Source organism: Flavobacteriales bacterium (genome assembly GCA_016715895.1).
GTDB lineage: Bacteria > Bacteroidota > Bacteroidia > Flavobacteriales_F > PHOS-HE28 > PHOS-HE28.
In genome coordinates this window covers 1,475,467-1,491,361 of the sequence record JADJXH010000003.1, presented here as the reverse complement: position 1 = coordinate 1,491,361, position 15,895 = coordinate 1,475,467, and the positions used below count along the sequence as shown (strand labels likewise).

Sequence of the window (15,895 nt, the reverse complement as noted above, 5' to 3'; positions counted from 1 at the left end):
TCGCGAGCAGCCCGGAGGGATGCGTGGCGATCTCCCTGGCCCGTGATCCGGTCTTTTCAGGGGAGATCGCTTCGGCGCCAAAGCCCGCCTCGCGATGACGTGCTGGGGGAGGGGAGATCGCTTCGGCGCCAAAGCCCGCCTCGCGAAGACGTGTTGGGAGGGGAGATCGCTTCAGCGGCAGAGCCCGCTTCGCGAAGACGTGTTGGGAGGGGAGATGCGGTTGACCTCAGAACGAGCGCGAGGGTGCGGGAGATCCCCACACCCTCGCACCATGTTCTTTGCCGTCCTCAGTTCTTCACCGGAGCGGGCGCGGGCGCCACCTCCGCCTTGGGCTCCTCCTTGGGGCCCTGCACCAGCGTCATCTCGTTCACCAGGTGGCCGGCCCCGGCGAACTTGTCGATGGTCCACAGCACGTAGCGGATGTCCACGCTGATGGTGCGCTGCAGCTCGGGCTCGAAGGCGATGTCGCCGCTCATGGCCTCCCAGTTGCCGTCGAAGGCGATGCCGATGAGCTCGCCATAGGCGTTCAGCACCGGGCTGCCGCTGTTGCCGCCCGTGATGTCGTTGTTGCTGATGAAGCAGGTGATCAGCTCGCCGTTCGCGTCGGCGTAGCGGCCGTAGTCCTTCTTCAGGAGCAGCTCCTTCTGGCGCGCCGGCACGATGAACTCATCGTTCGTGGGGTCCTCCTTTTCCAGGATGCCCTTGGCGGTGGTGACATGGCTGTAGAAGGCACCGTCCATCGGCACGTAGCTGCCCACCGTGCCGTAGGTGAGGCGCATGGTGCTGTTGGCGTTGGGGTACCAGCTGCGGGCGGGGTCCTTCTCGCGCAGGGCGGCCACCATCAGGCGGTAGCCCTTGTCGATGTCGGTCTGCGGCGCATCGCTCATGGGGCCGATCACGCCGCGGAAGTGCGTGAGGCAGCTCTCCATGGCCTGGATGCCCAGGTCCTTCTCCATCACCTTCAGCGTGGGCTTCGCCAGGAAGGCATCGAGGCGCTTGCGGTCGGTGAGGATGCTGGTGCTGAACAGCGCCTTGGCCCACGCGTCGAAGTCGCCCTTGTACTTCGTTTGGATGGTCTTCATCACGCTGGGATGCAGCGCGGGGTCCACATCGTCGTGGATCAGCTTGAACATCGCCGCGGTGACCTCCTGGTCCGTGGCGGGGTCGTAGTCCTTCCAGAAGTCCTCGGCCGAGGCCTGCACGCGGGCCACGGCGGCGGCCACCTTCTCGGCGTCCTTCGCATCGGTGCGCAGCTGGTTCAGCAGGCCGAAGCTGCGGAAGCCGAAGATCACCACCTCGCTGCCGAAGGCCGCCTCCTGCATGTAGGTGCTGGCCTTCTCCACCTTGGCGCGCTCGCTGTAGCCCTTGTCCAGCAGGCTCACGATCTCTCCGTATTTGGCCTTGCGGTCCGGCGAGGCGTTCACCCAGGCCATCAGTTCATCCTCCTGGGCCTTCTTCTTGTCATACACCTTCAGGCGCTTCAGGCCGCGCTGCTGGCCGATGAAGTACTTCCAGTAGTTGCTCACCTGGGCGTGCTTGCTGGCGTACTTGATGCGCACGGCGTTGTCGGCGGCCTGGTGCTTCTCGTAGATGTCCAGCTTCACGCGGCGCACCTTCACCCGGCTGGGCTGCTCCACGTCGAGGGCCAGCTTCACGCCGTGGCTGCTCAGGAAGCGGTCGGTGCTGCCCGGATAGCCCATCACCATGGCGAAGTCGCCCTCCTTCACGCCGTTGAGGCTCACCGGGAAGTGGTGCGCGGGCTTGAAGGGGATGTTGGCCTCGCCGGGGTCGGCCGGTTCGCCATCGGGGCCGGTGTACACGCGGAACATGCAGAAGTCGCCGGTGTGGCGCGGCCACATCCAGTTGTCGGTGTCGCCGCCGAACTTGCCGATGGCGCTGGGGGGCACGCCCACCAGGCGCACGTCGCGGTAGGTCTTGTACACGAAGAGGTAGAACTCGTTGCCCTCGAACATGGTCTTCAGGCTGGCGCTGATGCCCTTGGAGGCGTCGGCGGCCTCCTTCTCCAGGCGCTGGCCCACCTCGGCGATCTTGGCCTGGCGGTCGCCCTCGCTCATGCCGTCGTTCAGCTCGGCGAGCATCGTGGCGGACACATCATCGATGCGCTGCAGGAAGCTCACGTTGAAGCCGGCGGGCAGCTCGTCCTTGCGGGTCATGGCCCAGAAGCCGTCCGTGAGGTAGTCGTGCTCCACGCTGCTGAGGCCCTGCACCGCGTCGTAGCCGCAGTGGTGGTTGGTGAGGAAAAGGCCCTCGGCGCTCACCATCTCGCCGCTGCAGAAGCCGCCACCCAGCCGCACCACGGCGTCCTTCAGGCCGCTGCGGTTGATGGCGTAGATGTCGTCGGCCGACAGCTTGAAGCCGAGCTTCTGCATTTCGGCCTCGTTGATCTGTTTAAGCTTGTTGAGCAGCCACATGCCCTCGTGGGCGGTGCTCAGACCGGCGGTGAACAAGGCGGCCGCCAGCAGGGACAGGAGTTTCTTCATCATCGGGGAAGGGGTTCTAAAGCGCTGAAAGGGGCCCAAATGTAGCAGGATCGCCGGGCGGGGACGGACGGTTGAAGTGACCAACGGCGCGGGACGTGACGGCATCACTGCGCGGCGGGCACGGGGCGCCAGTCGGCGGGCAGCAGCAGGCTGTCGGCCTTCAGTGCGAAGGCCTTCAACGCGGGGGGCACCCCGGTGCGGGCCAGGATGGCCTTGTCGCGCGTGCCGCTCACCATCCGCAGGCGCGTGCTGGGGATGTCGGTCACCGGCCGGTCGTAGCTGTCCTGCAGGTCGAAGAAGCCGATGGCCTCGGCCTCGCGTAGCAGGGTCTCCAGCACCTGCCGGTCCAGCGTGACCTGGTGCGGGCCCTTGCGCTCCACGTGGCTGATGCCCTCGTATGTGGCGCGGCCCGTGGCGTACACCCGGATGCGGTAGGCCGGGCAGGTGCCCAGGCAGGGCGTGCGCTCCAGGCTGAAGAAGAGGCTGTCCGTGGCGCTGCCGAAGCGGGCGTCGCGCGGGGTGGCGACCCCGTGGCCGGTGGCGGGGCGTTGCCCGTTGCAGGCGGCCAGCAGCCCGAGCAGGGGTACGGCGATCAGCAGGGCACGGCGCATGGGCACGGGATCAGCGGCGGCGGGCCTGCTGCTGTTGCTTCTGCAGCTCGTCCAGCCGCTGCTGCCACTTGCTCTTCTTGCGCGGCGTCTTCATGTTCTGCACCAGCTGCGCGCGGATCTTGGCCTCGTCCACGAACCAGTTCTTCATCACCGTCATCTGCAGGATGCTGATGAGGTTGGCCAGCAGGTAGTAGTAGCTCAGCCCCGCGCTGAAGCTGTTCATGAAGAAGAGCATCATGATGGGGAACATCCAGATCATGAGCTTCATGCTGGGCATGCCCTGCTGCTGCGGCATCTGCTGCTGGTTGATCAGCGAGTACACGATGGTGCTGGCGGCCATCAGCAGGGTGAAGAGGCTCACGTGGTCGCCGTAGAACGGGATGGTGAAGGGCAGGTTGAGGATGCTGTCGTAGCTGCTCAGGTCGTCCGCCCACAGGAAGGCCTCCTGCCGCAGCTCGATGCTGCTGGGGAAGAAGCGGAACATGGCGTACAGGATGGGCAGCTGGATCAGCATGGGCACGCAGCCGCTCGCGGGATTCACGCCGGCCTTGCGGTACAGGTCCATCACGGCCTGCTGCTTCTTCAGCGGGTCGGCGTCCTTGTGCTTGGCGTTGATGGCGTCCATCTCCGGCTTCAGGGCGCGCATGCGGGCGCTGGAGACGAAGTTCTTCCAGGTGAGCGGCATCAGCAGCAGCTTGATCGCGATGGTGAGCACCAGGATGATGATGCCGTAGCTGAGCTCGAAGCGGTCCAGGAAGTTGAAGATGGGGATCACCAGCCAGCGGTTCATCCAGCCGAAGATGCCCCAGCCCAGGTCGATGATGCGGTCGAACTGCTCGATGCCCGTGCGCCGCAGGGTGTTGTAGTGGTTGGGCCCCAGGTACAGGCGCATGGGCAGCTCCACGGTGGCGGCGCGCGGGTGGTCGAAGTAGAGCTTGGCGTGGTAGCGCTTGTTGTACGCGGTATCGGTCTCGTTCCACGCCACGGCGATCTCCGAGCCGCTGCCGCTGAAGCCCTTGTCGCTCACCATCGCCACGGTGAAGAAGTCCTGCTTGAAGGCCACCCAGTTGGTGCGCCCCTGCAGCGTGGCGGCGTCCTCCTCCTCGGTCTCGCTCAGGTAGTCGCGGTCGTCGTTGAAGTACTTGTAGTAGATGCTGCTCTTCTGCCGCTCGGAGGGCAGGTGCTTCTCGTGCGGCTGGCCGTAAAGGTCCCACTGGAAGAAGAGGCTCGCGGGATCCACCTCCTGCTCCAGGCCCACCAGCTTGAGGTCGGTGTGCAGGAAGTGGCCACTGCTGTCCAGGCTGTAGGTGAGCAGCAGGTACTTGGCGGGATCGGTGGTGGCGGCCTTGAGTTGCACGGCGCCCGGCCCCAGCTGCCGCGGGGTGAAGTGAAGGTCGGCGGTGCTCAGGTCCAGGTTGCCCAGGAAGAAGCGGTAGGCGTAGCTGCCGGTGTCGGGGTCCTGTAGCAGCAGCGGTTGTCCTGTGTAGGTGCGGTAGTCCTTCAGGCGGATCACCTCCGGACGGCCGCCGTGGGTGTTGATGCCGATCTGCAGCTTGTCGTTCTCGATCAGCACCTGCTCGGTGGGGCCGCTCACCGCGGGGTGGAAGATGCCGTAGCGCTGCACCAAGGCCAGGTCCCGAAGGCTGTCCACGTTCACGCTGTCGCGCAGGCTGTCGGGCACGGCGGCCAGCAAGGCGTCCACCGGGGGCACCACGGGCTCCACGATCGCGGCTTGTTCGGCCTCGGCGGCCTTCTTTTCCAGTTCAAGCTGCGCCAGGCTGTCCTGCTCGCGTTGGGCGCGGGCCAGCTCCTCGCTGCTGGGGGCCGTCCACACCGTGTAGCCGATGAGGATGGCGGCGATGAGGGCGAAGCCGATGATCGAATTGCGGTCCATGGGGGCGGCTGGCGGAAAAGGCGCCGTTCGCGGGGCGGCAAAGATAGCCGGACGGGGGGATGGTCATTCCGCACGCGCCCGGACCGGTCCGCCATGTGTCCATGTGCTCATGTGGTCCACCCGCAAGCCTGTGCGTCATGTGCCCATGTGGACATGTGTCCACCCGCAAGACCTGCCCGCCATGTGCCCATGTGCCCATGTGGTCCACCCGCAAGCTCGCACACCATGTGCCCATGTGGTCCACCTGCAAGGCCTGCGCGTCATGTGCCCAGTTGGTCCACCCGCAAGCTCGCACACCATCCCGCTAGGGCGGGACAGGTCGTGCTCATGTGCCCATGTGCTCCGCCCGCAAGCCTGCGCGTCATGTGCTCATGTGGCCCACCCGCAAGACCTGCGCGCCATCCCGCTAGGGCGGGACAGGTCGTGCCCATGTGCTCCACCCGCTAGGCCCACGCTCGGTTCGCTTGGTCACATGGCCACATGCTCACATGAGCACATGGGCACATGCGCACCCGCTAGGCTTCCGCCCGCTGCGCCACCTGGGCCCGTTCCTTCACCGCGGCCTGCACGAAGGCCACGAAGAGCGGGTGCGGCTTGGCCACCGTGCTGCGGTACTCGGGGTGGAACTGCACACCCACGAACCAGGGATGGTCCTTCAGCTCCACGATCTCCACCAGCTTGCCTTGTGGGTTCATGCCGGTGGCCAGCATGCCGGCGTCGCGGTAGGCGTCCAGGTAGGCGTTGTTGAACTCGTAGCGGTGGCGGTGGCGTTCGCTCACCTGCTTCTTCCGGTAGATGCGTGCGGCCAGCGATCCGTCGGTGATGGCGCAGGGGTAGGCGCCCAGACGCATGGTGCCGCCCTTGTTCACGATGGCCTTCTGCTCCTCCATCATGGCGATCACCGGGTGCGTGGTCTCCGCGTTCATCTCGGTGCTGTTGGCGTCCGCGTGGCCCAGCACATGGCGGGCGAACTCGATCACCGCGCATTGCATGCCCAGGCAGATGCCGAGGAAGGGCACCCGGTTCTCGCGGGCGTACCTGATCGCTTCGATCTTGCCTTCGATGCCGCGGTTGCCGAAGCCGGGCGCCACCAGGATCCCGCTGAGGCCGCCGAGCTGCTTCACCACGTTCTTCGCCGTGAGCTTCTCGCTGTGCACCCACTTGATGTGCACCTTGGTCTCGCTCTCGGCGCCGGCGTGCTCCAAGGCCTCCTTGATGCTCTTGTAGGCGTCCTTCAGCTCCACGTACTTGCCCACCAGGCCGATGTGCACCTCGCCCTTGGGCTCCTTGTAGCGCCGCAGGAAGTCCTTCCAGGCCGTGAGGTCGGCGTCCGGATAGGTGGTGACGCCAAGGCGCTGCAGCACCACTTCGTCCAGCTTCTCCTCCAGCATCAGCAGCGGCACATCGTAGATGGTGTCGGCATCGCGGCTCTCGATCACGGCCTGCGCGTCCACGTTGCAGAACAGGGCGATCTTGTCCTTCATCCCCTTGTGCATGGGGTGCTCGGTGCGGCACACCAGCACGTCCGGCTGCACGCCCAGGCTCAGCAGCTCCTTCACGCTGTGCTGGGTGGGCTTGGTCTTCAGCTCGCCGGTGGTGTGCAGGAAGGGCAGCAGGGTGAGGTGCACCACCAGGCAGTCGCGGCCCTTCTCCCACTTCAGCTGGCGGATGGCCTCCACGTAAGGAAGGCTCTCGATGTCGCCCACCGTGCCGCCCACCTCCGTGATCACGAAGTCGTAGATGCCGCGGCGGCCCAGGGCCTGGATGTGGCGCTTGATCTCGTCGGTGATGTGCGGGATCACCTGCACCGTCTTGCCCAGGTATTCGCCCTGCCGTTCCTTGTTGATGACGTTCTGGTAGATGCGCCCCGTGGTGACGTTGTTGGCCTTGGTGGTGGGCACATCGAGGAAACGCTCGTAGTGACCGAGGTCCAGGTCCGTCTCGGCGCCATCCTCCGTCACGAAGCACTCGCCATGCTCGTAGGGGTTCAGGGTGCCGGGGTCGACATTGATATAAGGGTCCAGCTTCTGGATGGTGACCGTGAAGCCGCGCGCCTGCAGCAGCTTGGCCAGGCTGGCGCTGATGATGCCTTTGCCGAGGCTGCTGGTCACCCCGCCGGTGACGAAGATGTACTTGGTGGAACCCGTCATCGCCTTGTGGACCGCACCGATGATGGATCGGCGATCACGGGGTGTAAAGGTAGTCGGCGTCGGCGCAGGTCGGCTATCCGACGTCAGGAACGGGCTTCCAGCCTCTAGCCTCCAGCTTGTGGCTCGCGGCCTGTGGCTGGTGGCCTGTGGTTCGCGGCTGATCTCCTCCTAAAAGCTCCAGCTCAACCCGGCGCTCGGGAGGACGGGCAACTGATCCACCCGGCGGGCACGCACCCGGTCGTAGTAGAAGATGTTGTCCCTGTCGTACGCGTTGGTCACGCTCAGGTCCAGCTCGATGGCGCTGCGGTCGCTGAGGCGCCAGGTCTTGGTCACCCCCAGGTCCAGGCGGTGGTAGTCCGGCAGGCGACCCTGGTTCAGCGGGCCGTAGAGCAGCACCAGCTCGCCGTTGCTCAAGGTGTAGTCCGTGCCGATGCCGCTGCCGAAGGGGTTGCCCTCGATGTAGCCCTGTGTCTGCGTGAAGGGGAAGCCGCTGCCGTAGTTCCAGCGGGCGTTGACCTTCCAGGCATCATGCCGCCCGAAGGTGTAGCTCGCCACCAGGTTCACGTTGTGGCGGCGGTCCCAGATGGGGTTGTAGGAGTAGCGGCCGGTCCAGCGGTCCACGTAGGTGAGGCTGTACACCGCCCACAGGTACAGCTTCTCGTGCTCGTACTTCAGCAGGATGTCGCCACCGTACGCCTTGCCGGTCTCCACCACGAAGTCCTTCTTCAGCTCGTCCGGCTTGTCGGCGAAGTCGGGGCTGTCCTCGAACACCTTGTCGCGGTTCAGGTTGGTCACCTGCCGGAAGTCCTTCAGGTAGCCTTCGATGTTGGCGGTGAGCTCGGGGGTGATGTCGACCTCGAAACCGGCCACGTAGTGGTTGGCGCGCTGCAGCGGGTCCTTGATCTCGCGCGTGCTGCCGTCCTCCTCGGTGAAGGTGTCCGACAGGTTCTCCGGGCTGCTGAGGAAGCCGTAGAACAGGTTCACCACGTCGCGGTCGCTGTTGGCGGCCACCAGGTTCTGGCTGTAGCGGCCGGCGGCGGCCTTGAAGCGCAGGTCGTCGGTGATGTTCCACTTCAGGCCCATGCGCGGCTCCAGGTTGATCACGCTCAACGAGGCGTAGTACTGCACGCGCAGCCCCGGGTCGATGATGAACTTGCCCACCTTCTTCTTGTAGTTCACGTAGGCCGCCAGCTCGCTCGTGTTCTGGGTCTGCACGATGTTGAGGCCGCTGCTGTTGAAGAAGCTGAAGTCCGTGCGGAAGCCCAGCAGCTCGATGCCGTACTTGATCTCGTCGTCGCGGATGAAGTACTTGAAGTTGAGGCCGCCGTTGAAGCCGCTGATCTCGCTGCTGCGCGCGGGCAGGGCGCCTTCCTTCATCTCGATGTGGTAGTTGCTGAAGCTGAACACGCCGTCGATCAGCACCGCACTGCCCGCCGGCACCAGCACGAAGTTGGTGCCCGCGCCCCAGTTGTTCCACGTCAGGTCGCTCACCTGCCGGTACTTCACCCCGTCGCGGAAGTTGAAGCCGAACAGGTTGAACTTGCTTCCGTTGGCGCCGTTGAAGCTCACCTTGCCGTACAGGTCCGTGAAGGTGAAGGGCAGGCCCGCACTGTCCACGAAGGTGTAAAGGGCCTTGCTGCTCTGGTCCAGGTAGCTGTGGCGTGCGTTCAGCAGGAAGGAGCTGGACCCCGATCCGGGCTTGCTCTGCTTCTTCATCGGACCCTCCAGCATCAGCTTGCCGGCGAAGGTGCTCGCACCCACCTTGCCCGCCAGGCGCGTCTTGTTGCCATCCCGGGTGGTGACGTCCATCACGCTGCTCACCCGCCCGCCGTGCTCGGCGTTGAAGCCCGCCGTGTAGATGTCCGCGTTGCGAATGATGTCGTTGTCGAACACGCTGAACAGGCCGATGCTGTGGAAGGGGTTGTACAGCACCATGCCGTCCAGCATCACCTTGTTCATGATGGGGGAACCGCCGCGCACGTAGAGCTGGCCGCCCTGGTCGCCGGTGAAGATGACCCCCGGCACCACCTGCAGGTATTGCGCCAGGTCGGCCTCGCCGCCGATGGCCGGGATGCGGTCGATCTGCTTGGGGTCCAGCTTGGTGACGCTCATGCGCACCTGGGTCTGAGCCTCGGTCTTCTCGGCCGTCACGGTGAAGGTCTTCAACTCCACCTTGGTCTTCACCACGAAGAGCTTCTCGGTGATGATCTGCCCGGCGGCCAGGCTCACGGCCTTGGTGAGCGTGTCGTAGCCCAGCGAGGTCACCATCAGGGTGTAGTCGCCCGCCGGGATGCGGCTGATGGAGAAGTAGCCGTTGACGTCCGTGGCGGCGCCCAGGCTCTTGCCCTTGAGCATCACGTTGGTGAAGATCACCGGCTCACCGTTGTCCTGGTCGTACACGAAGCCCCGGATGGTGCTGGTGTTCTGGGCGAGCAGGAGGGAGGCGGGGAGGAGGGTGGCCACCAGGAGCCACGAGAGGCGACGGATCATGCGCGATGCCCTTTGCGGGAAGGGTGGCGAAGGTAACGGGATCGCCGGGTCGCCAATGGGGGCGGGGGTGGACGGTGGCGCCGGCTTGAGGAACGGTTCGTTCAGCGGTCGATCACCCGGGCCAGCAGCTCGGTGAGCAGCTCGCCCTCGTCGGCGCCACCACCGCCAAGGCCCTTGCTCGCCAGGTCGCAGCTGCGCAGCAGGTGCTGGGCCCGCACCAGGTGCTCCAGGCTGTAGTTGCGGGCCGCGGCGCGGTATTCGTTCAGGAAGAACGGCGGCACCTTGGCCAACTCGGCCAGTTCCTTGGCCGGCCGCTCGCCCAGGGTGTGCATCAGCACCAGCTTCGTGAAGTAGCCGTGCAGGCTGGCCACTGTCACCGGCAGCGGATGGCCCTTGGTGTCCTGCCCGTAATACCGCGCGATGGCCAGGGCTTTCACCCGGTCGCGGGCCCCGATGGCCTTCTGCAGCTCGAAGATGTTGTGGTCCTTGCTGATGCCCACGTAGCGCTGCACGATGTCCGCCGTGATGCTGCCGCCCTCCTCGGTCACCAGGCACAGCTTCTCCACCTCCATCGTCACCTTGCCCAGGTCGGCGCCCAGGTGGTCGGCCAGCAGCTGGGCCTCGCGGGGCGCGATGCGGCGTTTGTGGTGCGTCACGTAGCGCTGCACCCAATCGGGCAGCTGCTCGTCCTTCAGTCGGTCGCTGGTGAACACCACGCCGTGCTTGGCCACGCTCTTCACGAAGCTCTTGCGGCCGTCCACCTTCTTGTTCTTGTAGCAGATCACCAGCACGGTGGTGGGCGTGGGCTTCAGCACATAGGGCTCCAGCTTCTCCAGCATGTCGATGCGCCAGCCCTGCGCCTCGCGCAGCACCACCAGCTGGCGTTCGCCCATCATGGGGTAGCGCAGGCAGGTGTCCTTCACCTGGTCCGCATCGCAGTCGCGGGCGTAGAGCACGGACAGGTCGAAGTCGCGGGCGTGCTCCTCCACGGCCGAGCGTTCGATCTCCCCGGCCACCCGGTCGATGAAGAAGGGCTCCTCGCCGTGCAGCAGGTACACCGGGCGGAAGGTGCCCGCGCGCACCTCGGCCATCACCTTCTTGAAGCCGTCCAGCACGCTCATTCGAAGCGCAGGTGTTTCACCGATCGGCCCTCGTTGATGATGTCGCGCAGGCTCATCACGCCCACCTTCACGTGCGTCTCGGCGAAGCCGGCGGTGACCTTGGCATCGCTGCTGCTGGTCTTCACGCCTTCGGGCACCATCGGCTGGTCGCTCACCAGCAGCAGCGCCCCGGTGGGGATGCCGTTCGCGAAGCCCGTGATGAAGACCGTGGCCGTCTCCATGTCGATCGCCATGCAGCGGTCCACGCGCAGGCGCTCCTTGAAGGCCTCGTCATGCTCCCACACCCTGCGGTTGGTGGTGTACACCGTGCCGCTCCAGTAGTCGAGGTCCATGTCGCGGATCACGCCGCTCACCGCGCGGTGGATCATGAAGCTCGGCAGCGCCGGCACCTCGGGCGGCATGTAGTCGTTGCTGGTGCCCTCCCCGCGGATCGCCGCGATCGGCAGGATCAGGTCGCCCAGTTCGTTCTTGCGCTTCAGGCCCCCGCACTTGCCCAGGAACAGCACCGCCTTGGGGCTGATCGCCGTCAGCAGGTCCATCACCGTGGCCGCCGTGGGGCTGCCCATGCCGAAGTTGATCATCACCATGTCCTCCGCCACGGCCACCTGCATGGGACGGCCCTGCCCGCGCAGCTCGGCCCCCGTCTGCCGGCAGAAGATGTCCAGGTAGTTGTTGAAGTTGGTGAGCAGCACGTACGGCCTGAACTCCGTCAGCTCCACGCCGGTGTAGCGGGGCAGCCAGTTCTCGACGATCTCCTGCTTGGTGCGCACTTTTGTCGGGTCAGGTGAAGATGATCGGGCTCGATCTGCCGGACCACGGCGTCAAAACTAAACAAGGCCCGCAGGGTCCCCAGGTCTTCGACCCGGTGCGCCGCCTGTGGGTGGCCCTCACGCCCGAGGAATGGGTGCGCCAGCACTTCCTCAACCACCTCATCCACGACCTGGGCTGCCCCGCCGGCCTCATCACCGTGGAACGCGGGCTGGTGCTCAACGGCATGCCCCGGCGCGCCGACATCGTGGTGCACGCCCCGGACGGCGCCCCGCTGGCCGTGGTGGAGTGCAAGGCGCCGACCGTGCCCATCCGCCAGGCCACCTTCGACCAGGCCGCCCGCTACAACAGCGTCTTCCAGGTGCCCGTGCTGCTGGTCACCAATGGCCGCACCCACTACGCCTGCCACATCGACCGATCAACAGGGGCTGTTCGTTTCCTGCCCGCGTTGCCCGATCATGCGGCCATGCTGGCCCTGCGGCCGGTGTAGCTTTGCGCATCATGCGCGTTCCGTTCGTCCTGCTCCTCGCCACGGCCCTCGCCACCCCGGCGTCCGCCCAGCGTCCACAGCCCTTCGGTCTTCAGCTGGAACATCACCTGCGGCAGCCCCATCGACCCGGGGCCGAGGTGGACCTGCTGCTGCGCGGTGATGCAGCGACCCTTGCCGTCGCCGTGCTCGAAGTGGGCGGCCGTGTGAAGGCCGGCACCCGCGAGGTGCTCAGCGTCACCGTGCCGGTGGACCGCGTGCGCGCGCTGGCCGGGCATGAAGCCCTGAACGGCATCGAGTTCAGCCTCGATCGCGGATACACCCTGAACGACAGCATGCGCGTGAAGAACCGGGTGAACGAGGTGCACGCCGGCCTGCCACCGCTGCTGCAGGGCTACACCGGAGCAGGCTCCATCATCGGCATCATCGACAGCGGCCTCGACCTGCTGCACCCCGACTTCCTGGACAGCCTGGGCCACACCCGGGTGCTGCACTACTGGGACCAGACGCTGAACGACTCCCTCGCGCTGGCGCCACAGCCGTACGGCTACGGCCAGGCGTACGACAGCGCGGCGATCAACGCGGGGCAATGCCCGGCGGAGGACCAGTTCTTCTTCTATGGCCATGGTACCACGGTGGCCGGTACCGCTACCGGCAACGGGCGCGCCAACGGCCGTCACAAGGGCGTCGCCCCCGATGCGGACCTCATCATCGTCAGCAGCGATTTCAGCCGCCCCAACTGGCGGGCCGCGGTCGCCGACGCCGTCCGGTACATCTTCGACCACGCCGCCGCCCTCGGCCGGCCCGCTGTGATCAACGCCAGCCTGGGCACCTACTTCGGCAGCCATGACGGCCTCGACGCCGCTTCGCTGATCGTGGACGACCTGCTCGACGCCGCACCCGGCCGGGCCATGGTCTGCGCCGCCGGCAACAGCCGCACCCTGCCCAACTACCACCTTGGTTACCCGGTGACGGCGGACACTGCGCACACCCTTTTCCTCACCAACTACACCAGCGGATTCAGTGCGCCCGCCGCCTACTTCGAGCTGTGGGCCGATACGGCGGACCTCCGTGATGTGCGCTTCGCGCTCGGCGCCGATCAATGGAACACCGGCTACAGCCTGCGCCGGGCCCAGGGCCCCTGGCATGGCGTGCAGGACATGCTCGGTCAGGTGGTGGCCGATACCCTGTACTCGGACCTGGGCCATCGCCTGGGCACCGTGGAGTACTTCGCCGAGCTGCGCGGCGGGCAATACCGCATGGACGTGCTGGTGCTGGAACCCGATTCCGCCGAATACCGCTGGCGCTTCAGCACCACCGGGCAGGGCCGCTTCGATGTGTGGAGCGCCAATGAGCTGGGCACCTCGCGGATCATCTTCGACCTCACGCCCATCAACGGGCAGATCGATCCCACCTACCGCTACCCCGACGCGGAGATGCGCACGGTGGACGCCTGGGCCTGCAGCGACAAGGTGATCACCGTGGCCAACTACCAGAACGAGCTGGCCTACACGGACTACACGAACACCTTCCAGACCTTCCCGGGCACCGAGGGCGAGATCAGCCCCAGCAGCAGCAACGGCCCCACGCGCGATGGCCGGTTGAAGCCTGATCTCGCATCGACCGGTGACATCACGCTCAGCTCGGCCCCGCTGGCCTGGTTGCAGTTCCTCATCGCCAACGAACCCTTCAAGGTCGATGTGGGCGGTTATCACATCCGCGGGGGCGGCACCTCCATCGCTTCACCCGTGGTCACCGGCACGGTGGCGCTGCTCTTCCATCGCTGCCCCACCGCCACCTGGGCCGATGTGAAGGAGGCGCTCATCACGTCCGCCCGTGCGGACGGCTTCACCGGCACCACGCCCAACACGCTCTACGGCCATGGCAAGCTCGATGCTTTCGCCGCCCTGCTCGCCGCCGGCCCGGACATGACCTTCGCGGTGGACACCACCATCTGCGCCGGCGACAGCGTGCTGGTGAACGCTCCGGCCGACCTGGTGGACTACACCTGGAGCAGCGGCCTGCAGAACGCCCCCTTCTTCCAGAGCACCGCCGGCAGCTACACCGTGGAGGGCGTCAACAGCGCCGGATGCTTCGGCACCTCCGCTCCGCTCGTGTTCTCCGTGCTGCCCCCCGTGGCCACGCCCACCATCTCCCAGCTGGGCAATACGCTGGAGAGCTCCCCGGCGGCCGCCTACCAGTGGTGGCTCGACGGTCAGCCGATCCCGGGGGCCGACCAACAGACCTACGATGTCACCGTCACTGGCAACTACGCCGTGAGCACCACGGACGCCGAAGGCTGCACGGCCACGAGCGCCCCCCTCTTCGTCCTCTGGACGGCCATCGGCTCCACGGATGCGCCCGCCACCGCCAGCCTGCGCCCGGTGCCGGCCAGCGATGAGCTGTGGGTGACGCTGCCGTTCTCGACCGTTCCGCTGGACGTGGAGGTGATCGACGCTTCGGGCCGACACATCACTGGCGTGCGCACCATGGACCAGGCGGTCCGCTTCGATGTCCGGGGCTGGTCAGCCGGCCTCTACGCCGTGCGGATCGGATCCGGCGGCAGCACCCAGGTGTTGCGCTTCAGTGTGCGGTAGGCGCTGTCAGGGCGCGTCGTAGGCGATGTGCATCAGCGCATCCCCATGGTTCACCACGGGGCTCGTGTTCACGCACAGGATATAGCCCTCGATCGGGCTCTTCACATGCCGCACCTGCTCGCCGTAGGGGTCGGTGATGAAGCCCAGCACCATGCCCCGCGCCACGTGCGATCCGTTCTCCGCCGTGGCGTGGAAGATGCCCGCCATCGGGGCGCGTACCCACCTGCTCTGTGAGAGGTGCACGGGACCGCGTGCCCGATCGCTGGGACCTGACCACAGGCCGAGGTGCTCCATCACGCGCGTGATGCCGCGCAGCGCTACGCGCACGGCGTCCTCGTCCAGGCTGCGCGCCTTGCCGCCCTCGAAGAGCACGTAGGCCTTACGCTGCTTCACGAGGTGCTCGCGGATGCTCTTGGGGCGGATGGCCGCCTTCAGCAGCAGCGGCGGATCGAACGCGTGCGCCAGCGCCAGCGACCGCTCATCGCCGTCGGTGTAGCGCAGGTGCGGATGGTTGTGGCGCTGGTCCGCCCCGCTGTGCAGGTCGATGGTGACGTCCACCGCCGGCAGCACCTCGGTGACCAACGCATGCGCCAGCCGGCTGGCCAGCGACCCGTTCGCCGAGCCGGGGAAGAAGCGGTTCAGGTCGCGCCCGTCCGGCAGTTCCCGCTTCATGGCCAGGAAGCCGAACACGTTCAGGATGGGGATCGCGATCAAGGTGCCGCGCTCCAGCGGACGCACCTTCAGCTCGTCCATCACCAGCCGCACCGTCTCGATGCCGTTGATCTCGTCGCCGTGCACACCCGCCAGCAGCAGCAGCACCGGCCCCTCCTGCGGACCGCGCTGCACCACCACGGGGATCTCCACCGGCGTGCGCGTCACCAGGCGCGCCACCTGCAGGTCGAGCGTGCGCCGCTCACCCGGCCGCACCGATTCGCCCAGGATCCGCACCAGCGTGCAGGTCTCCGGCGTCGCCTTGCCCCGTTGTCCCATCGCACAAGTTTATCGCGACAGGCCACATGCTTCCACCCGTGCACCAACGGCCACCAGCCTCAAGCCTCAGGCTTCAAGCCTCAAGCTTCAAGCCTCAAGCCTCAAGCTTCAAGCCTCAAGCTTCCGGCCTCAAGTCCCCAGCCACCAGCTTCCGCGACCTCTGCGCCCTCTGCCCCTCTGCGTGAGGTCAAGTCCTCTGCTGCCGTCAGGTCCCCTCAGACCCCTGACTCAGTGGACGCACTCGAACTCCCGACTCCCGTTGCCCCTCTTCGTGAACTTCGGTCGC

The 15,895-nt window shown here is 66.3% G+C and carries 10 protein-coding genes; 2 read left to right on the top strand and 8 right to left on the bottom strand.

Annotated features, from left to right (window positions below):
- Positions 1-287: 287 nt before the first annotated feature.
- The 7 genes from IPM49_06610 to IPM49_06580 form a co-directional block, all read right to left on the bottom strand.
- Entirely contained in the window at positions 288-2,501 is a 2,214-nt protein-coding gene (locus IPM49_06610; GenBank protein ID MBK9274194.1) for a S46 family peptidase, read from the bottom strand.
- A gap of 104 nt (positions 2,502-2,605) precedes the next feature.
- Positions 2,606-3,112: a hypothetical protein gene (locus IPM49_06605; protein MBK9274193.1), complete on the bottom strand. Its 507-nt coding sequence runs from the start codon at positions 3,110-3,112 to the stop codon at positions 2,606-2,608.
- Positions 3,113-3,122: 10 nt separating this feature from the next.
- Complete coding sequence (gene yidC / locus IPM49_06600; GenBank protein MBK9274192.1) at positions 3,123-5,006, bottom strand: membrane protein insertase YidC; 1,884 nt, start codon at positions 5,004-5,006, stop codon at positions 3,123-3,125.
- A 515-nt stretch (positions 5,007-5,521) separates the two neighbouring features.
- Complete coding sequence (locus tag IPM49_06595; GenBank protein MBK9274191.1) at positions 5,522-7,156, bottom strand: CTP synthase; 1,635 nt, start codon at positions 7,154-7,156, stop codon at positions 5,522-5,524.
- Between the two features lie 168 nt (positions 7,157-7,324).
- Complete coding sequence (locus IPM49_06590) at positions 7,325-9,646, bottom strand: TonB-dependent receptor (GenBank protein ID MBK9274190.1); 2,322 nt, start codon at positions 9,644-9,646, stop codon at positions 7,325-7,327.
- Positions 9,647-9,747: 101 nt separating this feature from the next.
- A complete protein-coding gene (holA, locus tag IPM49_06585) occupies positions 9,748-10,767 on the bottom strand; it encodes a DNA polymerase III subunit delta (GenBank protein ID MBK9274189.1) in 1,020 nt (339 codons plus the stop codon).
- Positions 10,764-11,537 carry an AMP nucleosidase gene (locus tag IPM49_06580; GenBank protein MBK9274188.1) on the bottom strand — a complete coding sequence of 258 codons (774 nt, stop codon included), beginning with the start codon at positions 11,535-11,537 and terminating at the stop codon, positions 10,764-10,766. The genes holA and IPM49_06580 overlap by 4 nt, the downstream gene beginning before the upstream one ends.
- A 20-nt stretch (positions 11,538-11,557) precedes the next feature.
- Between IPM49_06580 and IPM49_06575 the strand changes: the two genes are divergently transcribed.
- Both IPM49_06575 and IPM49_06570 read left to right on the top strand, forming a co-directional pair.
- Entirely contained in the window at positions 11,558-12,025 is a 468-nt protein-coding gene (locus IPM49_06575; protein ID MBK9274187.1) for a type I restriction enzyme HsdR N-terminal domain-containing protein, read from the top strand.
- A gap of 11 nt (positions 12,026-12,036) precedes the next feature.
- Entirely contained in the window at positions 12,037-14,619 is a 2,583-nt protein-coding gene (locus IPM49_06570) for a S8 family peptidase (GenBank protein MBK9274186.1), read from the top strand.
- 6 nt (positions 14,620-14,625) lie between these two features.
- Here the strand turns inward: IPM49_06570 and IPM49_06565 are convergent, their stop codons facing one another.
- Positions 14,626-15,609, bottom strand: coding sequence for a succinylglutamate desuccinylase/aspartoacylase family protein (locus tag IPM49_06565; protein MBK9274185.1), 984 nt, complete (start codon positions 15,607-15,609; stop codon positions 14,626-14,628).
- Positions 15,610-15,895 lie beyond the last annotated feature (286 nt).